This window comes from Dysgonomonas sp. Marseille-P4361 (assembly GCF_900343125.1).
Classification (GTDB): domain Bacteria; phylum Bacteroidota; class Bacteroidia; order Bacteroidales; family Dysgonomonadaceae; genus Dysgonomonas.
The window spans coordinates 126,739-151,502 of sequence record NZ_OPYL01000001.1 but is presented as its reverse complement, the minus strand read 5'-3'; the positions used below and the strand labels follow the sequence as shown (position 1 = coordinate 151,502).

Sequence of the window (24,764 nt, the reverse complement as noted above, 5' to 3'; positions counted from 1 at the left end):
ATATGAATTACTACATACAAATAGGCTCTTACAAGCTGGGCTTGCTCCAGTCGGTCGAGATTGAAAAGTCCGTCGACCTACTGACGCAAACGGCTGTTATTGTCTTGCCTGGTGTGGTATATAATCAATCGTTGGACCACGAAAAATATATAAAGGCGGGCGATAGCGTCTTGGTTAAATTGGGGTACGACGGCGAGCTGGTGACTGAGTTCGAGGGCTACGTCCAGCGTATCGACACCGACGACGACAGCCTTACAATAAATTGCGAAGATAGCATGTATTTAACCCGCAAAGAGATAAGCCCGAAAGTGTTTACCAAATGCAAGGTTAAGGACGTCGCCTCTTATTGCGCTCAGGCGTTAAGCTTTGAGCTGGATTGTACGATAGACTCGGAAAGTCATTATTTCGATAAGTTCACCATAAGCCCGAATGATACTGTTTATAATGCTCTCAGCAAGCTAAAGGACGCCACAAAAGGACAAATCTATATAACAGATAACAATAAGCTGAATATACACCCGCCCTATACTCAGAAAGGCGGCGACGTGGTCTATGACTTTGCCGTGAATATTGAAGAATCAGACCTCAAGTATCGAAATGAAAGCGACCGTTTGCTTTTGGTCGTGGCTAACGGTGTGGGTATAGACGGCAAGAAAATAAAGGCAACGGCTGGCAAAGCTGGCGGCGATGTTGATACAATCGAGGTTAAGTTCCCAGTATCAAAAGAAGCTTTGCAGAAAATGGCGGATAACCAGCTCAAATATAAGTCATACACGGGCTATGAGGGCAATGTAAAAACCTGGCTAATTCCATTTGTCGAGCCTACCTGGAGCGCGAAGATTATCGACAAAGATTATGAGTATAAAGAGGGTACATATTACGTTACTGGCGTAAAAACAACGTTCGACGAGTCGGGCGGTGTGCGTGCCGTCGATTTAGGAAAACGACTTGTAATAAGTGATAAAACAGCAAGCTAATGAATAAACGGGCACAAATAGCGCAATTACTGGGCGATATAGTCGGAAAAAATCGCGGCGGGCTGGTCTTTTTCTCGGCTCAGGTCGTAAGCGTCCAGGGCGACACTTGCACGGTGAAAATTGACGGTCTGGAGTTACCCGACGTTAGGCTTACGCCGACGACGACCCAGCGTGACGAAACGCTTTTGCTTACGCCAGCGGTAGACAGTTTTGTACTGGTGGGCTCGCTTTCGGGCGACCTCAATAATTTATGCGTGTTAGCTTCGGATACACTCGCCAGCGTCGAGCTTACAATCGGCGATATGGGCGTATTGATAGATAAAGATGGCGTTGTCCTCAATGGCGGCAAGCTGGGCGGTCTGGTGAAGCTGGACGACGTGACAAAGAAAATTAACGCGCTGGAAAATCAGATAAACCAGTTGAAAAATATACTGAAAGCCTGGATGCCCACACCAAACGACGGCGGGGCGGCTCTTAAAGGTGCTATAAGTACCTGGGCTGGGCAACCGATTATACTGACTAAAACGGGCGACCTGGAAAATAAAAAAGTAAAGCAATGAGAGGAACGGGTATAACAGTAAACGAAGAAACGGGCGACCTAAATATCAAAGTAACCCGCGACAGCCTGGGGCTGATAACTGGCGGGCTGGTTATCGGTGATGTTCAGATGCAAAACCAGGCAATTATAATTTATATGCACCCTGGCGAAATGAAAGAAAAGCCGACGGTCGGCGTGGGTGTCAGTTCGATGCTTTTATCCAGCGACGCACTACTGTATAAGCATAAAATAAGGGAGCAACTAGAGGCGGACGGCTTTCGAGTTAATCACCTGGAGATAACTAACGGGCAAAGTGACAAATTAAATATAGAAGTCAATGCGCAATATTGAGAGTACCCAAGGACAATGGCTGGGCGACGTGGCGGTAAAGCACGCGGGCGGGATTGAGGCTCTTTTTGAGCTGGCAGTCCTTAACAATGTGTCGCCGACCGAAAACTTAAAGCCAGGGACGCAAATAACGCCCGTAGCAATAGAAAACAAACGCATCGTAAACTATTACGAGCGCAACGATATAAACCCCGCCAGCTCCGACACTGGAACGACTCGCGTAAGGCGTCGGGGTATCGGAAACATGACAATAGGTATAGACTTTATAGTGGGTTAAAAGAATGGAAACGGCAAAAAAAATACTTGAATATATAGGCTCAAAGCTTTTGCAGTATATCACCAGTATAGCTGGAGGGCTACTGGTCGCGATTGACTCGGCAACCCCTTTTTTTATCCCGTGTCTCATTGCTACGGTTTTAGATATTTGGTCGGCTTATAGCCTGGCGCGTCGGGTACATAAAAAACACCCCGACAGAGCGGACGGCAAGTTTAAAAGCGAGTATAAGTACCGCGTCATGTACACTATGATAATAGCGTTTACGGCTATTATACTGGGTAACTATGTAGATGTATATATCATCAAAGACTCGGATATGGGCGTGCGTGTTGTTGTTGGCTTTTTCCTTTTTTATCAGCTTTGGTCTATCCTGGAAAACTGGAGCTCAGAGAATGATAATAAACTCGCTCACGCTTTGCAACGTGTTATGGTCAATAAAGCCGAGCGTCATTTAAACGTACCGCTTAGCGATATTTTATTAAACGAAAAACCGAGTATTAACGAAGAAATGGAGGGCAATAATGAGAAAGATAACTAAAATAATATTGCATTGCTCAGCTACAAAAGAGGGGCAAAAATTCACAGTTAAAGATATTGACGCCTGGCACAAACAAAGGGGCTTTAAGGGTGTGGGTTATCACTATGTAATACTATTAGACGGTACGGTCGAGCTTGGTCGCCCAGAGTCAGAAATCGGCGCTCACACACTCGGACAAAATGCAAACTCTATCGGTATTTGCTATATCGGCGGGCTGGATGCAAGCGAAAAGCCTAAAGATACCCGCACCGACGCACAAAGAGAGGCGCTTATCAAGCTGGTTAAGGAGCTCAAAGCGAAATATCCAGGGGCGACCGTTCACGGGCATAATGAGTTCGCAAATAAGGCGTGCCCGTCATTCAATGTAAAAAACGAACTAAAAACGTTTGACTAATGAAACGAGCTATTTATATACTGTTATTGCTTTCGGTTATCCTGGTGGGTTGCCGAGCTCCTAAAGATATGACAAGCGACACAAAGCAAAAAGAGCAAAGAAATATAGAGAATAATATCTCTTTGATTGACAGCTCAACGCTCGACCAGGTAGTCAGCCAGGCATTGCAAAAAGCAATCAACGAAAAGCTAAAAATAAAGCTTAACCACGTAGAATATGACACCGATAAACCAATCGACCCCGAAACGGGCGAGCGTCCCAAAAAGAGCGAAACCAATATAGACCTGGAGCAAGAAACTAACGAGCTGGAGACAGACTCGACAACGATACAAACGAATGAGACGGGACGATCTGAACTGACAGACCAAAGCAAAGATAAATCGAAGTTTGAGGGCTCGGAAAAGACAAAAGAGAAAAAAGGCTTTACGTTTTTACAAGTTTTGGGGCTTAGCGTTGCCGCTTCTTTATTCATCGGTTTTGTAATACTCATTATTCGCAAGCTTGCACCTATAATACGCAAATTTATATGACAATAGCAGAGATAAAAAAGCAAATAACTGACGCGTTTATGGCTAACGAAACCATAAAAGAGCGTTACGACCTCCAGCCGGGCAAAAGCTTTGAGGAGCAATTCTCGACCGTATCGCTGGAAAATATATTTTTCTTTTGTGTGGCGACGGCTATATCGCTGGTATATAAAGTTTTCGACCAGTTTAAAATTGATATACTGAGCATATTGAAAAATAATAAAGCCCATACGCCGAACTGGTACGCCACGCGTGCAAAAGAGTTTCAATTCGGGCACGAACTGATAAGCGAAAGCGACCAATACGATAACTCGGCACTGACGACCGAACAAATAGAGGCGGCGCGTGTCGTCAAATTTGCGGCGGCTATCGAGGCGAGCGACCAAAGTATCTTATATCTGAAAGTAGCAACCGATAACGGTGGCATAAAACAACCGATAAAAAGTGCGGAGCTCGTCGCTCTTACGGCTTATATGGGACGTGTAAAAGATGCGGGTGTGCGCATATCCATTATTAACTCACCAGCCGACGACTTACGCCTGGAAATGGATATTTATTATAACCCTTTGATTTTAGACAGTGAGGGCAAACGTTTAGACGGGTCGGGCGATACACCAGTGCAAGACGCAATCCGTAATTATATAAGCAATTTAGCATTTAACGGCTTTTATTACAATCAGTCTTTAGTCGATAAGTTGCAAGTCGTTGACGGCGTAGAAATCGCCGAGCTTATCCAGGCGTCGAGCCGTTACGGTACACTGGTAAATTTTAGACCTATCAATGCGCGGAGTATTCCTTATGCGGGCTATTATCAGATAGCCGACAAAGATTTGATATTAAACTTTATACCAAATGAATAAGAACTATTATAACATAAGCTTTTCGCGCCTGGTCGTTTACCTTTTGCCGTCGTTACTCAGACAAAAGGCAATAGTTGCCTTTGCCGATGCGATGGTGCGCCCGCTTACTGTTATACTTAGACAATTCGACGCATACACCAGAGCGATAGACACCAGCGTAAATTCGCAAGTCTGTTATATGGAGGCAATGATAAATAACGCCTACGACTACTACGACCGTCGCATCTTTATACGCGACGCGCCTATCAATTACGACGACTTTTTCCTTTTCGACGAGGTAACAGATAAAGCCATATTAATAAACGACGACGGTATGCTCAGCTTGTGGGTTGATGATGGAAAAATAGGCGCAACCGTTGCCGACTTTGATATAGTACTCCCAAAAGGGTTTAGCCTATCAGATAACGAAATTAAATCGCTCGGTCAATTACTCAATAATCACAAATTAGCATCAAAAAAATATCGTATAGTATATGAATAAGATAAATTTTTATAGTGGCGATAAGTTCCCACAATACCGCCAGGCTTTGGCAAAAATGCAAGATATGACGCTTTTGGTTGCTAAGCTCGCGGGCTTGGGAGGTAAAAACTATATTCTTTCGGGTTGCGAGCTCGGCGATAAAGATACAGTAAGCGACGGCGTGATAGTGATAAACGGCGAAATAATACCCTTTGAGGGCTCGGCTAAAAAGGATAAGATAGCCATTGTAGAAACCCGACAAGATGTTACGGCTCACAATGTGGTTTATCCCGAAACTTATATAAACCGTATTGCGAAGTTTTCGGACGCTGGCGAGTATAGCTGGAGCGAGTTTGAGCAAATAAAATCAAATACAGAACTCTATAAAATCATTAAAGATATAGCTGGCGATGCTCCAGGAACTATAAAAGAATGGGCTGGCTCACCTGGTAAAGTTCCGACTGATTATATGTTATGCGATGGGCGCGATTTACCAATAAGCGAATATAGAGAGCTTTACGAAACTATCGGCGTTACTTTTGGCGGTGACGGTTTGAATACTTTTAAACTACCAAATACTGGCGGTTTATTTTCAGTCGGTTATAGTGGAACTGATGATTATGCGCAAATTGGTAATACTGGAGGCGAAGAAAAACATAAACTAACAATCGGCGAAATGCCTCGACACAATCCAGCAAATAATAACATATTCAATAAGCTATCAGCTCGCGCGGCTGATGTTAGCGAACTGGGTACACCTGGAAGTGTAGACCAAGAAACCCCCGACAAAGAATATAATGTGGGTAATATGACAAATCAGCGCTGGGACGACGCTACTATCAAAGATATAGGTAATGACGAGCCCCACGAAAACAGACCCCCTTTTATTGTTTTTGCAAAAATTATCAAAGTGAGATAAACCAGTATTTAAACACTGATTAAATAGTATTAAAATGGCAATTAAAGATATAAACGAACTTAAGGGCAAGTTTGCCGACGACAAAGAGCCGAACGGCGCGGACTTTGGAGACTTTATGGACTCTTTCTATCATAGGTCTAGCCGCATACAGAAAAATAATATTTTGGGGCTCAATGACGACCTTTTGAAACTGGACAATGAAAAAGCCGAAAAAGTAGCTTTAAACCAAACAAATGCAAAAGTAACTCAATTAGAAGAAACAAAAGCCTCTAAAGAGGATTTGGCAAGTGTTGTTGCTGGTTTTAACCCGATGGGTGACGCTCTTAATATTGCAGACCTAGAAACAAAGCCCAAACGAGATAAAGACTCTTATTTTGTCCTCGACCAAAAAAATGAGAATGGCGACCCTTATATTTTCAAGTATGATATAGGGCTAGATAAATGGATAAATACAAAACAAGTTGTCTATTTGGACGGTGTGCGTAAAAAAGACTTGTTACAAAAGCAAACCGCCGACAATCCTTTTATATCGACAATACAAGGAAGTGCGGCAATGCCCGTTGAGCAATGGCGTAACTTTATTTTGGGCTTAGAGCTTAATATAGAGTATAACCCGAATTTGTTTTACAGCCCCGCTATTGTTGTTAAAACAAGCAACTACATTGCTGTTAATATTTATTCCTCTGAGAATAGATGGACAAACCAAAACGCTAAAACAGTAGCAACTTTTCAAGTTGCGGGAGCGGGTGTTGTTGGTATTACTAACGATTACGGCTCTATTGTTATTAATACAAACTTTGCGCCCGCATCATCGTTAGAGTCGCAATGGGCTGCTTATGCGGGGTTGTCCTCAAAAGTATTTAATGCCGATAATAGCGAAAACATTAGATTGTTTAAGGCTCAAAATCAGCTATCAGAAACAAATAAACAGCTTGCAACAAAAAGCCCTATATCTGATAGAGAATATAACCCGTTTGATAAATCAATTCGGGACAGTACAAGTATGACAGTCGAACAATGGCGTAAGTTTATTTTGGGCTTAGAGCTTAATATAGTTTATAACCCGAATTTATTTTACAGTTTTACGATTGTTAATGTTAGCGACTCTAGTCTGAATATTCATATATGGAGTTCTAAGAATAGATGGACTAGCGACGAGGCTGTAAGTGTAGCATCTTTTAACGTTCCTAAAAATGGGGTGCAATATGTCGAGAATGTTTACGGTATAATTTGTGTCGATACAAACTTTGCGCCCGCCGCAAATGTACAGTCGCAATGGTTTGTTTATAGCGGTCTTTCGGCTAGTGTATTCAATAAAGACAACAACGAGAATATCCGACTCTATAAGAGGACAAAAGAAATAACAAGTAATGTTTATGATGCTTTTTTGCCGCCTAAAATGTACGCAGTAGTAGGCAAAGAGTTTAATCTGTATTATGACACTTTTATACTTTGTCCTGAATATGGCAATGGGCAACCGCCGTTTATGTTCGATACTGAGTGCGCAAAAGGCGCAATGGATAAACGCTCTTTTCGATTTACACCGACAACCGCCGATGTTGGCGAGTTTGATTTTTCGCTCAGAATGTTAGACAAAAGCGGTAATGTTGTTAAAACGCTAACAAGTAAACTTGTTGTCGTTGATGCCGTTTGCCCCGATGTTGAAAAAACTATTATTTGTATTGGTGATAGCACAAGCGACGACACGGCAGACGTAACGAAACAACTTCAATTAAACCTAGCAGAATGTAGCGGGGTTACACCTCTATTTTTAGGCTCACATCACCCCTCGCCGTACAAAAACGAAGCAAGAACGGGTAAAACGTATAGCTTCTTTGCAAATGGTGATACAGCTTACAGATTTAATTTTGAGGGTGTAGACCCGAACTTAGATACAAGCAATATTTACAAATTTAGAGGCTATTATTTTGATAATGTGAATAACGCTATCATGTTGATACACCGATGGAAAATTAACGTAGACGGCACGGGTTATGCTATCGGCTACCATTGGAACGCATTTACACCGCCGACAACGTTTCCCGCAATATTAAAGCCTACAAGTAGTAGTAACCCGACTTTGACCGTTACATCGGTTGATAAAATAAACTATTCGGTATTAAAGGATAACGAGGGCGTAGGCGTTTTGAATTTCGGATATTATCGCACTGAAGTTTTAGGGCTTACAAGTGATGAAAAAATAGATGTTTTGACAATGGATTGCGGAATTAATGACCTTTCGGGAGTATTGTTTACAAGCTCGCAAATAAATACAGTTGTTAATAATGCAAAGAAAATCATTGACGCTTTTATTGCTGACAATCCAAACGGAAAAGTAGTTTTTTGCTTGCCTAAATCCCGAAATAGTGATTTGAGGTCTACAAGCCGCAATATGTTACGCTATAATATTTTCAATTTCAGCAAAAAAGCGGTTGAAACATTCGCAAATTATGAGGGTGTAATCATTTCACAAAGCGGCTTTGCGATGGATAGATTTTACGGTTATCCGTTAATTGAACAAAAGGTTGCAAGTAGGTACGAAGAAACGCTTTTGATGGCGAACAATGATGTTCACCCACGCACAGAGGGTTATTATCAAATTGCTGACGGAATGACTGGCGCAGTTTTAGAGGCTTTAAAATAAAAATTTGAAATGAATATATTAAAACGATACAAAGTTGCGCCCTTACCTTTCCAGGGGCAAAAACGTAATTTTGTCGAGCCATTTGTCGGCACATTAAAGGAGCTGAGCCAAAGCCAGGATATAAAGGTCATTGTCGACCTATTCGGCGGCTCAGGCTTGCTTTCTCACACGGCTAAACGAGTTTTACCAGGTTGTAAAGTTATTTATAATGATTACGACGGCTATGCGAAGCGTTTGCAAGCCGTTGTCGCAACTAACAACCTATTGAGCGACATAAGAGTCATTTTAAAAGATTGCCCGCGAGAAAAGCGTATAAACGAGGCTTATAAAAGTCATGTTATTGCTAGAGTTGAGAAAGAAGAAAGAAAAGGCTTTGTCGATTACATTACTTTGTCGTCGTCGTTGCTCTTTTCAGCTAACTATGTAACCAGTTTCGACGAGCTCAAAGCCTCAACGTTATACAATAACGTAAAGCAAAGCAATTACGACGTTAAAGCGTCTGATTATTTGCACGGATTAGAGATTGTAAAGTGTGATTATTTGGAGCTATTTAATCAATATAAAGATGTTCCAGGCGTTTTGCTTGTTGTTGACCCGCCATATTTAACGACTGATACAAAAACGTATCTTTCCGACCAATATTGGAAGCTTGCCGACTTTTTAAACGTTATAAATGTGCTTAATCAAAGTAATTTTATTTTCTTTACGTCAAATAAGAGTTCTTTAATTGAGCTTTGCGAATGGTTAAACGTTAATCACAATATCAATAATCCTTTTGAAAATGCGGTCTTAAAAACGCACGAAACGCGATTAAACCCACAATCAAAATATATTGATATGATGTTTACAAGAATCTTAGAAATGCAAAAAGCATCTTAAGATTTACACCATTTTAAAACTATAAAAATAGCGCAAAGACTTGAATCTGATAAGCTTTTGCGCTATTATTTTGCAATTAAATAGTTATTTATTAATCACTTACAAAATTGACTTTTTTAGTCGCATTTTGATTGCAGAATCAGTCGCAAAATGTTTGCGCGATTATAATAGGGGTTGTCATAAAAAAATGGCAACCTTTGCTATTAATATAGATATTGTTGAGTTGTAGTGAAATTAATATTAGATAGAGAAAAAGAAATTTTGATTTCCTTTATTTATATATCAAAAATATAGGATCATCAAAGAATGTCCAAAGGCAATGCTTCTGTCCGCAGGCTTTTAAAGCAGCATTAGCCCATGTATTACAAGAGTAAAACAGATTGTAGCGACCTTTAGCTTCATAAAAAGCATCTGTATCACCATAGGTAGCATCTGTCTTGATGTTTATAAAATTGCCCTCTGAATCTCGTTCAAACTTCTCCGATATAAAAAAGACGAGATCTTCGTATTGTTGTTTGCTTATCATAATCTTTCGACAGTCTTCTGATTCTACCATGTCTCTGTAATAAGTAGTGTGCATAGCAGTTGTGCCAAGCCAAAAAGCAGCTTTAAATGCTAACTTAAAGGTTAAATCATCCCATGTAGGCATGTCAATAAAAAAACCTTTATCTCCCCAACCAAAAGCAAGATAATTGTATATTGTGTCTTGCGAGACATTATTTTCATAAGGAATATCTCTACTCCAATGCTTTATTTCATTGTTGGCTGGTACAACTATATCTGTGTGCTTACCATTTGTTTTTATAAAAATGGGAATTTCCTTAGGTGTGTCTTTTTCTTCTGAAATAATAATACGCGAACAGCAATACCCCAAGAAGAAATAGAGTAGAACAAATGCTATAATTCCTATTAATACGCGTTTACTTGTTTTTAGAATTAATCTCAACATGTGGCGAAGGTAGTAAATAGAGGCTATATTTTATTATACAAGGAGGAAATTACTTACCTTTAAGAATACAAAATATTTCAATATGAAACTACTTAGATTAGGGGGGTATATCAATATACTGATAGCTATTGCTCATGTTGTAGGACTATTTTGGGCTCAAGAAATGTATGATTATACTGGAGTTGGTGAAAATATGCAGAGAAATGCAGAAATACATCCTTTACTTCCTACTGCCATGACTGTCTTTGTCGCTATTTTTTTCCTTATTTTCGGATTATATGGATTATCAGCAGCGGGAATAGTAAAGAAATTACCCTTTCTGAAATTGGGCGTTTTTACTATAGCTGCTATTTATCTTGTTAGAGGAATAGTGGGTTCGGTAATAAATATTGGATTCGAATCCTCTTTTATATGGTATCATTTATTATTCTCCTTGTGTGCCTTGGGAATCGGTGTATTATATTTGCTTGGAGGATTACAGATATGGAAAAGTAAAGTTTGAGAATACTTTCGCATATCGATATGATTTCAACTATTATTTAGCCCAAAAGAGGAGGGCATAAATGACCTGATGAGAGAAGTTCTACAATCAGAAATCTCTTCTTTTAGAAGAGATGCTATGTTTTATTTACGGGGTATTTGTTTTCTTGGTTTATTTACCGATACAAAACTTGCTAAATATATTTCCGAGAATTTCATCTGTGGATATTTGTCCTGTTATTTCTCCAAGATAGTACATGCACTCTCGAATATCCTGAGCTAAGAAGTCCCCTGATAAATTTAGGTCAAGTCCTTCCGATACACGACGGATGGCAGTAAGAGCATTGTTGAGAGCTTCGTAATGTCTGATATTGGTGACTATGATGTCTTGTTCCCCTATCTCGGGAATGTTAGCCATCTCTACAAGCTTGTTTTGTAAGTCGGCAACGCCTTCCTCATATTTAGCTGAGATGAAGATTCTTTCAGGAATGAGGTCTTCTAGTAAAGTGCGTTTATTATCCATTACTACACCACAACCTACAATATCTATTTTGTTGAAAACAAGAACAAGTTTTTGATCCGTTACGTGGGATAAAATCTTGTTTGCTAGTTCTTCGATATGCTTGTTTTCGGTTGTAGCATCAATCATCCACAATACGATAGATGCTTGTTCTAGTTTTTTGAAGGTGCGCTCTATACCAATGCTTTCTATCTCATCTTCGGTCTCTCTAATTCCGGCTGTATCGATAAAGCGGAAGGTCAGTCCTTGTATGTTTACCGTATCCTCAATAACATCGCGGGTTGTTCCATGGATGTCTGATACGATCGCTTTCTCTTCTTGTAGTAACAAATTTAATAAAGTAGATTTACCCGCATTCGTCTCTCCTACTATAGCTACAGGAATACCATTCTTCACCGCGTTTCCTACACTGAAAGAATTTGTTAGATCCTCTATATGTTTTTCTATATCGTAAACTAATTCATTCAGATGGCTTCTATTTGCAAACTCTACATCTTCTTCCGAAAAATCTAATTCTAGTTCTATCAACGAAGAGAAGTTTAAAAGTTCTGTACGTAGCTCTATGAGTTTGTTGCTAAAGCCACCACGCATCTGATTCATCGCCAAACGATGTGTTGCTGCAGATGAAGACGCAATTAGATCAGCAACTGATTCGGCTTGAGAAAGGTCCATCTTTCCATTCAGAAAAGCTCGTTGAGTAAACTCTCCGGGTAAGGCTAATCTAGCTCCCTCAGAAATCAATAGTTGTAAGATATTTTGTTGTATAAATATTGATCCATGACAAGAAATCTCAATAACATCTTCGCCTGTAAATGAATGAGGTGCTTTAAAAATGCTTATCAAAACTTCATCTAAAATAGCATCATCTTTTATAATAGCACCAAAATGTATAGTATTGGCTTTCTGCTCCGAAAGCTTTTTCTCTGACACCGATTTGAAAACAGTATCAGTAAGCTCTATACATCCTTTACCAGATAAACGGATTACCGCTATACCTCCTATACCGGGAGGAGTTGATATGGCTGCTATTATATTTCTTTCTTGCATGAGGATATTATTTAATTCAATATCAAAGGTACGTCTTTTTTATATTTAATGGAACAATGAAATGTAAGCTATTGATAAAATGAAATCGAATATATTGTTAAATAATGAAACAATATCATTTACTAGTTGTTGAAAAATAGTAGAAGTATTACCTAAAACAAAGATTATGAGAAAAAGTATTGTGTTGTTACTATCTTCTATTGCCTTACTTTTTGGAGCTTGCAATAGTGGAGTAACAGAGAAAATGACAGTAGCCTCAGAGCAAGGTGATTGTGTAGGAGTTATGCCGATGAAATGCCTTCTTGTAAAGAAAGCCGGTCAAACAGACTGGGAATTCTTTTATAGTACGATAGAAGGATTTAATTATGAACATGGTTATGAATACGTATTGGAAGTTAAGGTGGAAAAGATTGAAAGTCCAGCTGCTGATCAGTCTGCGTTGAAATATACGCTGATTAAGGAAATTTCGAAAGAGCAGAAAACTTCAGAAAATCTCCCACAAATTCCGGTAAAGGAAGAGATAACTGATTCGATCCCGATAGATTCGATATCTACGGATTCCGTAGGCTCTTAATAAAGAAACGCGCTTTTAAGCGCGCTTCTTTTTAATATGAATTCGTAGATATACTTAAACTTTATAAGAATAATTTCATAAAAAGCATCTATCCAATAGATGGGTTATATATGTTAAAAAACACTATAAATAAAACAGTTGCATTTGCTCCTTGATTCAAATATTCTTTCTATTTTTATGAGATAATGCCCGCCTTCCTTTTATGTAACTAAATATTTAATACTATGCTAAAGAAAACAATTGTCTTATTCCTCCTGATTTTAATAATCAGTGGATGCTCTGTTTCTACCGAAAAAGCAATCAACTTAACAGATGTACGAACTGAAATGTATGTGAACCCTGAAGGTGTTTCTTCTTTGCATCCAAGATTCTCTTGGAAATTAACGAGCAATAAAACTGATGTAGTTCAAACAGCTTATCAGATTGAGGTTGCCTCTTCAGAAAAGGACTTGAAAGAAGGAGTCTCTTTAGTTTGGAACTCAGGTAAAGTTCAGTCCGATAAATCTATACTTTTAAGCTATGATGGCCCTGACCTTAAATCTGGACAAAAATATTATTGGCGTGTTTCCGTATGGACAAATACTGGCGATGAAGGCAAAAGTGATGTTCAGTACTGGTCTATGGCTTTACTAAATGATTTGGATTGGAAAGCGAAATGGATTGGTTTGAATGATAACGAAAATCTGAAAGTTGTAGATAATAGAACAATTCTTCCTGCACGCTATCTTCGAAAAGAATTTAAGTCTGAAGCGAAACCTATACGAGCAACACTCTATGTGTCTGGTTTAGGGTCTTCTACATGTTATATCAATGGTAAAACTGTAGGAAACGATGTGTTTGGTCCGCTTCCTACTTGGTATGATGCTTCTGCTCCTTATTTAACATATGATGTAACATCCCTGGTAAATAAAGGGGAAAATGCCATCGGTGTTGCATTAGGAAACGGACGTTATCTAACTATGCGTGAACGAGGGATGGAGGGCTTTGGTCTACCTCGTCTTTTAGCTCAATTAAACATAGAATATGATAATGGAGAAACGACTACAATCGTTAGTGACGAGTCGTGGATGGCAACAAACAAAGGACCTATAACAGAAAATAATGAATTTGATGGCGAAAAATACGATGCCCGCCTAGAGTTAGGAAGCTGGACAGAAAAGGGGTACGATGCCTCAACTTGGCAAAAGGCTGAAATAATGGAAGCTCCTAAAGGTAAGCTTACCGCTCAATTATCGCCAAGTCTGAAAGTGATGGAAGAGATAAAACCTTTATCTGTAAAGTCGGTAGGCGAGGGACGATATATTGTAGATATGGGGCAGAATATGGTTGGTCTTCAGCAAGTGAAACTGTATGGGAAGAAAGACCAGCCAATATCAATGCGCTTTGCTGAGGTGTTGAAAGATAATGGTACTGAATTATATTTAGATAATATGCGTGGAGCTCTTGTTACAGATGTGTATACTCCTGCTAAAGACGGACAATTCACATGGGAACCATTGTTTGTATATCATGGTTTCCGTTTTATAGAAATCTCAGGCTTAGAGAAAGAACCAACTGTTGCTGATTTTGTCGGTAAGGTTGTTTATGATGAAATGTCTACGATTGGATCCTTTGAAAGTTCAGAGGAAGTTCTTAACAAGATTCATAAAAATGCATACTGGGGTATTCGAGGTAATTACAGAGGTATGCCTACCGATTGTCCTCAAAGAGATGAGCGTCTAGGGTGGTTAGGAGACCGTACTACAGGTGCTTATGGGGAAAGTTTTATTTTTGACAATGCATTACTTTATAATAAATGGTTAGTAGATATCGAAGAGTCAATGAATGAGAATGGCAGTATATCTGTAGTCTCTCCTCGATATTGGACTATCTGGCATGATGATGTAACTTGGCCAGCAGCCTATTTCTATGTCGCAGATATGTTATATCAGCAGTTTGGAGATGATACTTCAATCAAGAAAAGGTATCCTACAATGAAACGTTGGGTAAATCATATGGTAGACAATTATATGGTTGATGGAGTGATGCCTCGTGATACTTATGGAGATTGGTGTATGCCTCCAGAATCACCGGAATTAATTCACTCGGTAGATCCATCCCGTAAGACAGCAGGACCGGTATTGGGAACAACTGTATTTTATAGTATCCTGCAACTGATGGAGAAATTTGCTAATATGAATGGCTATCCAGAGGATGCAAAAGAATTTGCAAGTATAGCAGCAACAATGAAAGAAGAGTATAATAAGAAATACTTCAATGCGGAAACCGCTCAATATGATAACAATACCGTAACGGCAAATATGCTGTCACTTCAACTGGGGCTGGTTCCTGACGGATACGAAGAAAAGGTCTTTGCTAATATTGTAGAGAAAACGGAAGGAGATTGCAAAGGACATGTTAGTGCGGGTGTTTTGGGTATTCAACATCTTATGAGAGGACTTACAGAACACGGTAACTTAGAACTTGCTTACAAAATAGCAACAAACGAGACTTACCCTTCATGGGGATATATGATCAAGAACGGAGCAACTACAATTTGGGAACTTTGGAATGGAGATACCGCCGATCCTGCTATGAACTCAAGAAATCATGTAATGCTTTTGGGAGATTTACTTATCTGGTTCTATGAAGATTTAGCAGGAATAAAGAATGATCCTTCTTCTGTCGGTTTCAAAAAGATTCTGATGGAACCTGTTTTCCCCGAAAAGCTTAATCATGTAAATGCGCATTATGATTCTCCATATGGAAGGATTGAAAGCTCTTGGAAACGAGATGGTGATAAATTGTCGTGGAGTATAACTATTCCTGTAAATACTACTGCAACGGTCAAATTGCCTTCTAAGTTTAAAGTTAAACTTGCTACCGATCAGCCTGGAGTACATTCTGTAAATGAGGTAGACAATGTATTAACAGTAAAGCTTGGCTCAGGAAAATATACTCTTCAGTCGGAATAAGCGAGGGGAGTTTTAATGAAAGAAATAGGAGATACTTATATTTTAAGTATCTCCTATTTAAATATCTGTAGAGTGTTTTATAGTTCAGCTATACACTCATTTATTGTCAAGAGTTTTTGCTCTCCCGACACCATATTCTTTAAAGTAAGTTTTTGTTCAGCCATTTCATTTTCTCCTACAATCGCAACAAAAGGGATGTTGTTAGAGTTAGCATATGACATTTGTTTCTTCATCTTTGCAGCTTCCGGATATATCTCGGCTGAGATGTTTTCTCTACGCATCTTAGCTATGAGAGGCAGGATATACTCTTCTTCTTTTTCTCCAAAGTTTACGAAAAGCACTTTTGTATTTTGGATAGAATCTTTCGGGTATAAATCTAATTGATTTAGCACATCGAATATACGGTCTGCTCCGAATGAAATTCCTACTCCAGAGACTCCTGGCATTCCAAATATCCCGGTTAGGTTGTCATAGCGACCTCCACCAGTGATGCTTCCTATTTGCACATCCAATGCTTTTACTTCTATAATTGCTCCAGTATAATAATTCAATCCTCTGGCAAGAGTTAGGTCTAATTCCAATTCAGATTTGATGTCTACTACTTTTAGTTTGTTGAGGATAAATTCTAGTTCGGTAACCCCTTCAAGACCTTTTTCCGATGCTTTGAGTACAGTTTTTAGGGTTTCTATCTTTTCTTCGTTCGATCCTTGAAGAAGGATGATAGGTTGAAGCAGATCAATAGCTTGTTTCGAAATGCCTTTCGAAGCCAGCTCCTCGTTTACTTTCTCTAAACCAATTTTATCCAACTTGTCGATAGCGACAGTGATATCCACAATTTTTTCAGCTTCACCGATAATCTCTGCGATTCCCGAAAGAATTTTGCGATTGTTCAGCTTGATGCATACGCGAATACCGAAGCGTCCAAATACTTCATCTATAATTTGTAGAAGTTCAACTTCGTTTAGTAAAGAGTCAGAGCCTACAATGTCAGCATCGCATTGGAAAAATTCACGGTAACGACCTTTTTGAGGACGATCGGCTCTCCATACGGGTTGTATCTGATAGCGTCTAAATGGAAATGTGATTTCATTACGATGCATTACAACATAGCGCGCAAAAGGTACGGTAAGGTCGTAACGAAGCCCTTTTTCGCTGATTTTGGTTGCCAAACGATTGGTATTTCTTTCCAAAATCTCTTCATCCGAAATTCCTTTCAGGTAATCGCCCGAATTTAATATTTTGAACAGAAGTTTGTCTCCTTCTTCTCCGTATTTGCCCATCAAGGTAGATAGATTTTCCATAGCCGGAGTTTCTATCTGACGAAATCCATATAGTTTATACACTTCGCGAATGGTATCAAAAATATAATTTCGTTTCGCCATTTCTTCCGGCGAAAAGTCTCTTGTCCCTTTAGGAATTGATGGTTGTGACATAGTCTTATAATTCAAATTTTTACTAGACTGCAAAGGTAGAAATATTCAGCCAAGAGGCAACAGAAAATAATAGACAATTTGTGTCTATACCTCTTCTCTATTTTAACTAAAAAGTAACAAAGGTGACAGATTCTTCTTTTCTTATTTATATACCTATCATTTCAGTATAGATAAATAATAAATAAAAGGATATGAGTGTATTAAATATATATCTTTATAGAATCAATAACTCTCATTTGTATGAATAAACTAATTATAGCGATTGCTTCTCTGCTGTTATTCTCGTGTAATTCACCGAAATCAACGAAGGATCAGCTGTTATCTGATATTGCAAATTCAGACAGCCTCTTTGTGATGAAGGCGTTGGAAGATGCTGTTAAGAAAGTAGGGAAAATGAAAGAGAGAGATTTTTATTCAGCAGAATATCTTTTTCCGGACTCTTTAAATATGGATTACATTCGTCCTGATTTACAAGTTAAATTACAATATGGTTTTCTCTTCTCAGAAAATCATAAGCACTTACTTGTTGAATGTGAGAGTGAGATTATTGCTTCCACAAATGTTTTTCTATTGAAAGGAGATGCTTTCGAGCAAGTAATACTATCCCCTGAGACCTACTATGTGCAGACATTGATGTCTTACGTTGGTGATACTATTATGGATATAAATGGAGATGGTCTTAAGGACTATGATGTGATGTGGTACCCGGGTAATGGCTGTTGCAGAAGGAATGTTCATAAAGTATATCTGTTGAAAGGCGATGGCTCATTTACATCTGAATATGAATTTATGAATCCTACTTTCGATCCGGATAATAAACTGATTAGAGGGGTAACATATGGACATTCTGGATCTACAGCAGAATTGTATAAATACAAATGGAATGGTTTTGATGTAGATGAGCTGGAATATATCTCCCATATATGGTGGGATGAACAACAAACGGGCTTTGTAAAATATATAAATAACGATACTCTGAAAATAAATAAGATCCCAGAAGAGTATTTAGGAGTGTATGATATTGAGTGGTTTATAGGGGATGATTCTGTGTCTTTGTAGATGTGCAACTATTTATTGCGAGAAGTAAGTCTTGATTAGTAGTTCCTATAGCTGCTTATAAGCTAATTTTGAGATCTTTGCCAGATAAAAAGGCTTCATGCTCGAAATGAACAAAATGTCAAATTAGACGTTTCATTCTAAAAAAAATATTGTTTTTGGTTTTACAGATAATTTTTATTTAATATGACTCTAGATAATTTATATAGACAATCTTTCTCCCTTGCATCTACTGATATAATGCCATGTATGTTTATCGGGCATGGAAGTCCTATGAATGCTTTAGAAGAAAACGAGTTTACAAACACTTGGAGAAATGTTAGTAAAGGATTGCCTAAGCCTGTTGCTGTTGTCTGTATATCTGCTCATTGGGAAACACGAGGCACATATGTTACAGGGGAGCTTTCACCAAAGACAATACACGATTTTTATGGTTTCCCCAAGGAATTATATATGCAAGAATATCTTGCTCCAGGAGATCCGAGTCTTGCTAGAGAAATAACTGATAATGTTACAGACTATCATATAAAAGAGTCGGATGAATGGGGCTTAGATCATGGAACATGGTCGGTCCTCAAGCATCTGTATCCAGGGGCTAATATACCCGTTATACAAATAAGTTTAGATCATTTCAAAGATACTTCCTGGCACTACGATTTGGGAAAACAACTATCATTCCTTCGATCCAAAGGAGTTCTTGTCATAGGTAGTGGGAATATGATACATAACCTCAGACTACTGAATATAAAAGAAAATGATTTCAATCAAGAACATGGTTATGATTGGGCTTTTGAAATTAATATGATCCAGAAAAAACAAATAGTAGACAATAATTATAAAGCGCTAACTTCTTTCGATTCGTTGCACAAAAGCGCAAAGTTAGCGATTCCAACATTAGAGCATTATATTCCGATGTTATACATTTTAGGCTTAAAAAAGCAGAATGAAACTGTTCAGTTTTTTAACGATAAAGTAATTGCGGGGTCATTAAGTATGACTTCTTTCATTATCAGTAACAATGAATAAAGGACTCTAATTAGCAGTACCAACAGCAAAGATACTAACTTTACTATTCTCACATTTTAGAACTTCTTTTGCACACGATTCCAGAGTAGATCCGGTCGTTATCACATCATCTATCAGCAGGATATGCTTGTTTTGAAAGATGCTTGGATCGGTGATCGTGAAAATATTCTCTACATTCTTCCAGCGGTCGAAACGAGAGTTTTTTGTTTGCGAAGGATTATTAACAGCCCTTATCAAAGTAGTATTATCTACCGGTATGCCTGTCGTTTCTGATATGCCTTTACATATCTCGTAAGACTGATTATATCCTCTTTCTTTTTCTCTTTTAGGATGCAGAGGAACGGGTACAAGTACATCAATAGCTGAAATAAACTCGCTCCCTTTTATGTTCTCTCCACTAAGTTGTCCTATAAAATGACCAATCTTTGGGTTATGATTGTATTTTAACTCGTGTATAATCTGCTGGATACTGCCATCCTTTATGAAGTAAGCATATGCAGCTATGCGTTGGAATGGGATACGTCCTGCGAAGAATTGTTCCAGACGATTTTCTGGTTGCAAGTGGAAATTTGTTTTAGGCAGAAGTAATAGGCAATCTGTACAGATATACTGTTCGCCTTCGCTCAACCTTGTTCTACAGACTGGGCATAAGTCGGGGAAAAATAGTCCGAAGAAGTCATGTAATATATTCCTCATAGTCTCCTCCCAGTAGTTTGTCAACACACTTGATCACTAAATCCATAGAAAAACCACGACCTAAAGCGAAACGGATCAGTTTGGTTTTCTTCTCATAATCATTTTTACCCTTGACCGACTTTGCTTTGATAGAGAGAATATGCATCAATTGTTTCTCAAACTCGTCACCAGACACTTCGTCGAAAATAGGAGAGTAGATAGATTCTTGTATGTTTCGTTTACGTAGTTCGAAAATAATCTTTGTTTTTCCCCATTTGTTGAATTTTAGTTTGTCGTTTATAAAACTCTTAACAAAACGAGAATCATCCAAGAAACGTTCTTGCTTCAATCGTTTCACAATACGTTCAATCTCTTCGCCTGACAGCTCCCAGGAAACTAGCTTTTTACGCACATCGTATTCGCATCGTTCCGCTCTGGAACAATAGCCTGCGATTCTATTTAGCGCTTGTGGTTCTGAGAGTTTCATGTTATTAATCTGTTTTAAAGACGAGTGGCTCTTACCATCCGGTCATTCTTGTTTAGGTCTTGCAGGAGTACAATATTGACAAAGCCTTTTTGCTTTAACATTTGTACAGTTTCTGTCCCTTTTTCCTGATTGATCTCGAAATAAAGTTTTCCCTTTTCAGAAAGGAGATCGAGCGCAATATCAGCTATCCGCTCATAGAATAATAAGGCTTCATTGTCGGGAACGAATAACGCCGAATGAGGTTCGTAAGCCAACACATTCTGTTCCATTGCACCTTTCTCTTTTTCTTCTATATAGGGCGGATTACTTACAATGATATCAAATTTTTGATCTTTTGGGTACTCTTTAAGCACATCTACTAATCTAAAGTCAATTCTAATCTCATTGGTCTTTGCATTTGTGATCGCTACATCCAGTGCCTTCTGCGAAAAATCCCATGCAGATAATGATACTTTGTTCATATACTTAGCTAAGGCAATCGCAATAGCTCCGCTTCCAGTACCTATATCGAGAATGTTTAATTCCGATTTTTGATTTTCGTTCAGAATGATCTCAACTAGTTCTTCGGTTTCGGGTCTGGGAATCAATACTCCTTCATTTACAAAGAATGGTAGTCCGAAAAACTCCGTTTCTTCTAGAATGTATTGGATGGGTTCATATCTCTTTAATCGTTTCAGAATAAATGACAGATGCTCTGTTTGATCTGGAGTTAAATCTTTATCATAGATCAAAGCAAGCGGGTAGGATTGTTTTGTGAGATGTTCTATTATAATACGTATAAATCCCGAAATTTCACTTTCGGGATAATACGTTTTTAAAGATTCTTTTATGTATGCTATTGCTTGTTGCATCTTATTTTACTCTACATCTTCCTCGTACTTTTGAAACAAGAAATCGTTGTAAGGATAACGCGCGATGTGAATTGCTTTTACTCTTTCATAGAGCATACTTTTCAATTCATCAATATTCATTTTTTGTTTAGCTGAAATGAAGATACAATCATCGTGCATCTTGTTCATCCACGATTGCTTCAACTCGTCAAGAGAGACATTTTCCTTTGTCCTAGGGGTCAGGTCGTCTTCGTCTTTCGGTTTGTAGGTGAAGGCATCAGCCTTGTTAAAGATAAGAATTGTAGGTTTTTCTTCTTTGTCAATTTCCAACAACGTTTTATTTACAATCTCTATCTGTTCCTCAAAGTTAGGATGAGAGATATCCACTACATGCAGTAGCAGATCAGCCTCACGTACTTCATCCAATGTTGATTTGAACGATTCAACAAGGTTTGTTGGTAGCTTTCTGATAAATCCTACAGTATCAGATAGCAGGAATGGTAGGTTGTCGATTATGACCTTGCGTACAGTGGTGTCCAGCGTAGCGAAAAGCTTGTTTTCGGCAAAGACTTCCGATTTACTAAGGAGGTTCATCAATGTCGATTTTCCTACATTAGTATATCCTACCAGAGCTACACGAACCATCTTGCCTCTATTCTTTCGTTGCGAGGCCATTTGTTTGTCTATACCCTTTAAATCTTCTTTTAGCTTCGCTATTTTGTCGGTAACAATACGACGGTCAGTTTCTAGCTGAGTTTCCCCTACGCCACGCATCATTGCTCCCCCTCCTCGCTGACGGTCTAAGTGAGTCCATAAACGGGTAAGTCGAGGTAATACATATTGATATTGAGCCAACTCTACCTGAGTTTTAGCATAGGCAGTTTGGGCACGCATTGCAAAGATGTCTAGAATTAAACTGGTTCTATCCAGAATCTTTACTTGTAGTTCTTTTTCAATATTTCTGATCTGTTTAGGAGAAAGCTCATCATCGAAAATAACGAGGTCTAGTTCGTTATCTTCCATGTATTGCTTTATCTCTTGTAATTTTCCTGTTCCTACAAAAGTAACAGGGTTAGGCTTATCTAGTTTCTGAGTAAACTTCTTACCGGGAGCAATTCCTGCTGTTTCGGCAAGGAAAGCAAGCTCGTCCAAGTATTCTTTTACTTGTTCTTCGTTTTGTTCTTGTGTAATAAGTCCCACAAGAACGGCTTCTTTATTTTTTGATTCAGATATTACAAAATCTTTCATATAGTATATTATACTTAATACTCTAGTTCCAGTGTGCCACCTTTCATTATGTCGTTGTGGTTAATTCTGAAATCTGTCAGTATATTCTTGTTAAACCTAGCCTGCTTGATAATAGCATCAGGTGATTTTCTATTTTTCGTTTTGATTGTAAACTTCTTTCCGTTATCTAGTTTTATGGTTATTTCATCAAAAAACGGAGAAGTTATTTCATACCAAGGTTCTCCCACTACAAGAGGATATAATCCCATAGCAGTGAAAACGTACCAAGCTCCCATTGTGCCGTCATCCTCGTCCATTTCGGGCATGAAACCTTTGAATGCAGCCTTGAAAGGTTTGCCAACATATGGCTGAGGGTATTCGGCATTGCCTCCATATCTGTGTTCCAGATCTTCTTTCACTATTCTTCTCACATGCTTCTGGGCTTTTTCATACTCTCCCAATCTATTGTAAATGAATGGAGCATGTAGACCTACTTCGTTGCTCTGATTGAAAAGGTTGTTTGTGAAGTAATAGTCCAGTTCTTCTATGATTTTTTCTTTACCAAGGCTTTCTGTCATGTAGTCTAGGTATTGAGGCAGAGCCCATCGGTATTGCCAGCGTGTTCCTTGATAAAGACCGCTGCCTTTCATTTTAGTGAATGATTCATCTACATTCTTAAAGTCTTTATTCCATGTTTCTATAAATGCATTTTTTGATTTCTCACTATACAGTTTAGCATCATCCGTTTTTCCTAATATTTCAGCAATTTTAGCCATTGCCCACCAGTCGATACTTGTTTCAAGAACCTGATCGGGACGTTCTGTAGGAAGGCTTTCCATCTCTTTTTTCATCCCTTCATAAGCCTTTTCTAACTTGATAGTAGGGATGCCTTTGTTTTGTGCATCTAACAAAACTGCGATTGTATGCTCTGTGCGAACAGTTGGAGTAGATTCGAAATCTGTCGCCCAGTCCCTCTTTCCGTATATAAACAGATTGCATAGAGAGTTAGAGATATCTCGCATTCTTTTTGTGTCCAGTAGAGTTATTAATGGAAATTTTGTGCGGTAGCTGTCCCACATAGACCAAGAGCTGTAATAATCGAAATCTTCTTTTGGGTAAACATTCCCATCTGTAGCCAAAAAACGACCATCCGGAGATGTAACATTTGCCGGGCTAAGGAATACTCTGTATAGAGACGTGTAAAATAAAATACGATCTTCTTCTGTTCCTCCTTTCGTTTCCACTCTTGATAGTATATTATCCCAAGCGGATTCAGCTTGTTTTTTTACTTGCTCGAATGTTAAGAGTTTGACATTCTCGTTTTCCATTCTAGCAGCTTCGTAGTCGATAGGAGATACTGCTATTCTAACTTCAACAGGTTTAATTTCTGTTGTGCTGAATGATAATTCTACATCTTGTTCGCCTTTTGTTTTTACTGTAAATGTTTTGTTTGTTCTTATATTAAAAAAGAGTTTATATGCTCCATGGTCGCAGGTATTTCCGGCATGGACATATCCTTGAATTTCGTTGTCGGAAATAACGTCATATTTTACATCAATAACTTTGGTAAAAGAAGATGCAAAATTAATATACATAAATGCATCCTTCCATATTGGGTAATGAAAGACCTCAAAGGCTACGTTACTTGTTGCAGTAAACTCAGTTTTTATAGTATTGTCAAGCAATGCGGTATAATATCCCGGAGATGCAAGTTCGTAGCTTTTATCAATGCTTATATCTGTTTCTTTCAAAGCTGGCTTTATACTTAAGTTTCCTCCTGCACCACTACAGCCGATTCCCGAGATGCGATTGATCGAAAAACCAGATATTTTAGTTACCTCATAGTCGTAACCAACATGTGTTCTGGGATCAGAATCAGGAGCAATACGTATCATGCCGTAGGGTACACAAGCGGCAGGATCTACTTGTCCGTTGTCGCCTGCAGTGCCGACGAATGGTTTTACAAGCTCTCTGTTCTTTTGGGCAAATAGAGTGGCTAAATTGGTGAATAATAATGAACTAACTAATAGTAAAAGGAACTTTATTTTATTCATAATGTCAGGGTTACAGTAGTATGAAAAACGAAAAGCTAAAGATAACAAGAATTTCTTCTGTTTTTAATGTAAAAGACGAATCATTCAGAAA

The 24,764-nt window shown here is 38.6% G+C and carries 25 protein-coding genes; 17 read left to right on the top strand and 8 right to left on the bottom strand.

The annotated features are described in order from the left end of the window. Positions 1-2 precede the first annotated feature (2 nt). The 12 genes from DHU68_RS00650 to DHU68_RS00595 all read left to right on the top strand — a co-directional run bounded on the left by DHU68_RS00650 (position 3) and on the right by DHU68_RS00595 (position 9,361). On the top strand, positions 3-977 hold the full coding sequence (locus tag DHU68_RS00650) for a hypothetical protein (protein WP_160111030.1): 975 nt from the start codon (positions 3-5) through the stop codon (positions 975-977). Beyond that, on the top strand, positions 977-1,537 hold the full coding sequence (locus DHU68_RS00645; RefSeq protein ID WP_108821046.1) for a hypothetical protein: 561 nt from the start codon (positions 977-979) through the stop codon (positions 1,535-1,537). The genes DHU68_RS00650 and DHU68_RS00645 overlap by 1 nt, the downstream gene beginning before the upstream one ends. Continuing rightward, on the top strand, positions 1,534-1,866 hold the full coding sequence (locus DHU68_RS00640; protein ID WP_108821045.1) for a hypothetical protein: 333 nt from the start codon (positions 1,534-1,536) through the stop codon (positions 1,864-1,866). Before DHU68_RS00645 ends, DHU68_RS00640 begins: the two co-directional genes overlap by 4 nt. Positions 1,867-1,954: 88 nt before the next feature. Next, entirely contained in the window at positions 1,955-2,140 is a 186-nt protein-coding gene (locus DHU68_RS14100; RefSeq protein WP_160111029.1) for a hypothetical protein, read from the top strand. 4 nt (positions 2,141-2,144) lie between these two features. Next, positions 2,145-2,678 (top strand): phage holin family protein, encoded by a 534-nt coding sequence (locus tag DHU68_RS00630; protein ID WP_108821043.1) that lies wholly within the window; start codon positions 2,145-2,147, stop codon positions 2,676-2,678. Next, the gene (locus DHU68_RS00625; protein ID WP_108821042.1) at positions 2,662-3,072 is read left to right on the top strand and encodes an N-acetylmuramoyl-L-alanine amidase; all 411 of its coding nucleotides are present in this window, start codon (positions 2,662-2,664) and stop codon (positions 3,070-3,072) included. The genes DHU68_RS00630 and DHU68_RS00625 overlap by 17 nt, the downstream gene beginning before the upstream one ends. Next, a complete protein-coding gene (locus tag DHU68_RS00620; RefSeq protein ID WP_108821041.1) occupies positions 3,072-3,602 on the top strand; it encodes a hypothetical protein in 531 nt (176 codons plus the stop codon). The genes DHU68_RS00625 and DHU68_RS00620 overlap by 1 nt, the downstream gene beginning before the upstream one ends. Beyond that, positions 3,599-4,459: a hypothetical protein gene (locus tag DHU68_RS00615; RefSeq protein ID WP_108821040.1), complete on the top strand. Its 861-nt coding sequence runs from the start codon at positions 3,599-3,601 to the stop codon at positions 4,457-4,459. Before DHU68_RS00620 ends, DHU68_RS00615 begins: the two co-directional genes overlap by 4 nt. Further along, positions 4,452-4,940: a hypothetical protein gene (locus DHU68_RS00610; RefSeq protein WP_108821039.1), complete on the top strand. Its 489-nt coding sequence runs from the start codon at positions 4,452-4,454 to the stop codon at positions 4,938-4,940. Before DHU68_RS00615 ends, DHU68_RS00610 begins: the two co-directional genes overlap by 8 nt. After that, positions 4,933-5,838 (top strand): tail fiber protein, encoded by a 906-nt coding sequence (locus tag DHU68_RS00605; protein WP_108821038.1) that lies wholly within the window; start codon positions 4,933-4,935, stop codon positions 5,836-5,838. The genes DHU68_RS00610 and DHU68_RS00605 overlap by 8 nt, the downstream gene beginning before the upstream one ends. 34 nt (positions 5,839-5,872) lie before the next feature. Then, positions 5,873-8,482 (top strand): SGNH/GDSL hydrolase family protein, encoded by a 2,610-nt coding sequence (locus tag DHU68_RS00600; RefSeq protein ID WP_108821037.1) that lies wholly within the window; start codon positions 5,873-5,875, stop codon positions 8,480-8,482. 9 nt (positions 8,483-8,491) lie between these two features. Further along, positions 8,492-9,361: a DNA adenine methylase gene (locus DHU68_RS00595; RefSeq protein WP_108821036.1), complete on the top strand. Its 870-nt coding sequence runs from the start codon at positions 8,492-8,494 to the stop codon at positions 9,359-9,361. 271 nt (positions 9,362-9,632) lie between these two features. Here the strand turns inward: DHU68_RS00595 and DHU68_RS00590 are convergent, their stop codons facing one another. Beyond that, positions 9,633-10,310: a TIGR02117 family protein gene (locus DHU68_RS00590; RefSeq protein WP_108821035.1), complete on the bottom strand. Its 678-nt coding sequence runs from the start codon at positions 10,308-10,310 to the stop codon at positions 9,633-9,635. Positions 10,311-10,392: 82 nt separating this feature from the next. Here DHU68_RS00590 and DHU68_RS00585 point away from each other — a divergent pair, with 82 nt between their 5' ends. Further along, positions 10,393-10,812 (top strand): hypothetical protein, encoded by a 420-nt coding sequence (locus DHU68_RS00585; protein WP_108821034.1) that lies wholly within the window; start codon positions 10,393-10,395, stop codon positions 10,810-10,812. A gap of 150 nt (positions 10,813-10,962) precedes the next feature. Here the strand turns inward: DHU68_RS00585 and mnmE are convergent, their stop codons facing one another. Next, the gene (gene mnmE / locus DHU68_RS00580; RefSeq protein WP_108821033.1) at positions 10,963-12,357 is read right to left on the bottom strand and encodes a tRNA uridine-5-carboxymethylaminomethyl(34) synthesis GTPase MnmE; all 1,395 of its coding nucleotides are present in this window, start codon (positions 12,355-12,357) and stop codon (positions 10,963-10,965) included. A 166-nt stretch (positions 12,358-12,523) separates the two neighbouring features. Between mnmE and DHU68_RS00575 the strand changes: the two genes are divergently transcribed. Together DHU68_RS00575 and DHU68_RS00570 are read left to right on the top strand one after the other, a co-directional pair. Beyond that, positions 12,524-12,931, top strand: a complete 408-nt coding sequence (locus DHU68_RS00575; protein ID WP_108821032.1) for a DUF4377 domain-containing protein — start codon at positions 12,524-12,526, stop codon at positions 12,929-12,931. 224 nt (positions 12,932-13,155) lie between these two features. Continuing rightward, positions 13,156-15,885 (top strand): glycoside hydrolase family 78 protein, encoded by a 2,730-nt coding sequence (locus tag DHU68_RS00570; RefSeq protein ID WP_108821031.1) that lies wholly within the window; start codon positions 13,156-13,158, stop codon positions 15,883-15,885. Positions 15,886-15,962: 77 nt separating this feature from the next. Here DHU68_RS00570 and hisS read toward each other — a convergent pair whose 3' ends face one another. Continuing rightward, the gene (hisS, locus tag DHU68_RS00565) at positions 15,963-17,318 is read right to left on the bottom strand and encodes a histidine--tRNA ligase (protein ID WP_108821030.1); all 1,356 of its coding nucleotides are present in this window, start codon (positions 17,316-17,318) and stop codon (positions 15,963-15,965) included. A gap of 240 nt (positions 17,319-17,558) precedes the next feature. Here hisS and DHU68_RS00560 point away from each other — a divergent pair, with 240 nt between their 5' ends. Next, on the top strand, positions 17,559-18,377 hold the full coding sequence (locus DHU68_RS00560) for a hypothetical protein (RefSeq protein WP_108821029.1): 819 nt from the start codon (positions 17,559-17,561) through the stop codon (positions 18,375-18,377). Between the two features lie 183 nt (positions 18,378-18,560). After that, on the top strand, positions 18,561-19,400 hold the full coding sequence (ygiD, locus tag DHU68_RS00555; RefSeq protein WP_108821028.1) for a 4,5-DOPA dioxygenase extradiol: 840 nt from the start codon (positions 18,561-18,563) through the stop codon (positions 19,398-19,400). A gap of 6 nt (positions 19,401-19,406) precedes the next feature. Here ygiD and DHU68_RS00550 read toward each other — a convergent pair whose 3' ends face one another. Genes DHU68_RS00550 through DHU68_RS00530 form a run of 5 tightly spaced genes read right to left on the bottom strand, consistent with a single transcriptional unit; the run spans position 19,407 to position 24,673 of the window. After that, positions 19,407-20,096 carry a ComF family protein gene (locus DHU68_RS00550; protein ID WP_108821027.1) on the bottom strand — a complete coding sequence of 230 codons (690 nt, stop codon included), beginning with the start codon at positions 20,094-20,096 and terminating at the stop codon, positions 19,407-19,409. Beyond that, positions 20,077-20,562 (bottom strand): regulatory protein RecX, encoded by a 486-nt coding sequence (locus DHU68_RS00545; RefSeq protein ID WP_108821026.1) that lies wholly within the window; start codon positions 20,560-20,562, stop codon positions 20,077-20,079. Before DHU68_RS00545 ends, DHU68_RS00550 begins: the two co-directional genes overlap by 20 nt. 14 nt (positions 20,563-20,576) lie before the next feature. Continuing rightward, positions 20,577-21,413: a peptide chain release factor N(5)-glutamine methyltransferase gene (gene prmC / locus DHU68_RS00540; RefSeq protein ID WP_108821025.1), complete on the bottom strand. Its 837-nt coding sequence runs from the start codon at positions 21,411-21,413 to the stop codon at positions 20,577-20,579. A gap of 6 nt (positions 21,414-21,419) precedes the next feature. After that, on the bottom strand, positions 21,420-22,640 hold the full coding sequence (gene hflX / locus DHU68_RS00535; protein WP_108821024.1) for a GTPase HflX: 1,221 nt from the start codon (positions 22,638-22,640) through the stop codon (positions 21,420-21,422). 14 nt (positions 22,641-22,654) lie between these two features. Then, the gene (locus DHU68_RS00530) at positions 22,655-24,673 is read right to left on the bottom strand and encodes a glycoside hydrolase domain-containing protein (RefSeq protein WP_108821023.1); all 2,019 of its coding nucleotides are present in this window, start codon (positions 24,671-24,673) and stop codon (positions 22,655-22,657) included. Positions 24,674-24,764: the final 91 nt, after the last annotated feature.

Bases quoted from the DNA above. Each gene is read 5' to 3' on its own strand.
- DHU68_RS00615 (WP_108821040.1), top strand. From the start codon at position 3,599: ATGACAATAGCAGAGATAAAAAAGCAAATAACTGACGCGTTTATGGCT.
- DHU68_RS00595 (WP_108821036.1), top strand. From the start codon at position 8,492: ATGAATATATTAAAACGATACAAAGTTGCGCCCTTACCTTTCCAGGGG.
- DHU68_RS00550 (WP_108821027.1), bottom strand. From the start codon at position 20,096: ATGAGGAATATATTACATGACTTCTTCGGACTATTTTTCCCCGACTTA.
- DHU68_RS00600 (WP_108821037.1), top strand. From the start codon at position 5,873: ATGGCAATTAAAGATATAAACGAACTTAAGGGCAAGTTTGCCGACGAC.
- DHU68_RS00560 (WP_108821029.1), top strand. From the start codon at position 17,559: ATGAATAAACTAATTATAGCGATTGCTTCTCTGCTGTTATTCTCGTGT.
- DHU68_RS00570 (WP_108821031.1), top strand. From the start codon at position 13,156: ATGCTAAAGAAAACAATTGTCTTATTCCTCCTGATTTTAATAATCAGT.
- ygiD (WP_108821028.1), top strand. From the start codon at position 18,561: ATGACTCTAGATAATTTATATAGACAATCTTTCTCCCTTGCATCTACT.
- DHU68_RS00545 (WP_108821026.1), bottom strand. From the start codon at position 20,562: ATGAAACTCTCAGAACCACAAGCGCTAAATAGAATCGCAGGCTATTGT.
- DHU68_RS00610 (WP_108821039.1), top strand. From the start codon at position 4,452: ATGAATAAGAACTATTATAACATAAGCTTTTCGCGCCTGGTCGTTTAC.
- DHU68_RS00530 (WP_108821023.1), bottom strand. From the start codon at position 24,673: ATGAATAAAATAAAGTTCCTTTTACTATTAGTTAGTTCATTATTATTC.
- DHU68_RS00625 (WP_108821042.1), top strand. From the start codon at position 2,662: ATGAGAAAGATAACTAAAATAATATTGCATTGCTCAGCTACAAAAGAG.
- DHU68_RS00575 (WP_108821032.1), top strand. From the start codon at position 12,524: ATGAGAAAAAGTATTGTGTTGTTACTATCTTCTATTGCCTTACTTTTT.
- DHU68_RS00585 (WP_108821034.1), top strand. From the start codon at position 10,393: ATGAAACTACTTAGATTAGGGGGGTATATCAATATACTGATAGCTATT.
- prmC (WP_108821025.1), bottom strand. From the start codon at position 21,413: ATGCAACAAGCAATAGCATACATAAAAGAATCTTTAAAAACGTATTAT.
- DHU68_RS00620 (WP_108821041.1), top strand. From the start codon at position 3,072: ATGAAACGAGCTATTTATATACTGTTATTGCTTTCGGTTATCCTGGTG.
- DHU68_RS00605 (WP_108821038.1), top strand. From the start codon at position 4,933: ATGAATAAGATAAATTTTTATAGTGGCGATAAGTTCCCACAATACCGC.
- DHU68_RS00640 (WP_108821045.1), top strand. From the start codon at position 1,534: ATGAGAGGAACGGGTATAACAGTAAACGAAGAAACGGGCGACCTAAAT.
- DHU68_RS00630 (WP_108821043.1), top strand. From the start codon at position 2,145: ATGGAAACGGCAAAAAAAATACTTGAATATATAGGCTCAAAGCTTTTG.
- DHU68_RS00590 (WP_108821035.1), bottom strand. From the start codon at position 10,310: ATGTTGAGATTAATTCTAAAAACAAGTAAACGCGTATTAATAGGAATT.
- hflX (WP_108821024.1), bottom strand. From the start codon at position 22,640: ATGAAAGATTTTGTAATATCTGAATCAAAAAATAAAGAAGCCGTTCTT.
- hisS (WP_108821030.1), bottom strand. From the start codon at position 17,318: ATGTCACAACCATCAATTCCTAAAGGGACAAGAGACTTTTCGCCGGAA.
- mnmE (WP_108821033.1), bottom strand. From the start codon at position 12,357: ATGCAAGAAAGAAATATAATAGCAGCCATATCAACTCCTCCCGGTATA.
- DHU68_RS00650 (WP_160111030.1), top strand. From the start codon at position 3: ATGAATTACTACATACAAATAGGCTCTTACAAGCTGGGCTTGCTCCAG.
- DHU68_RS00645 (WP_108821046.1), top strand. From the start codon at position 977: ATGAATAAACGGGCACAAATAGCGCAATTACTGGGCGATATAGTCGGA.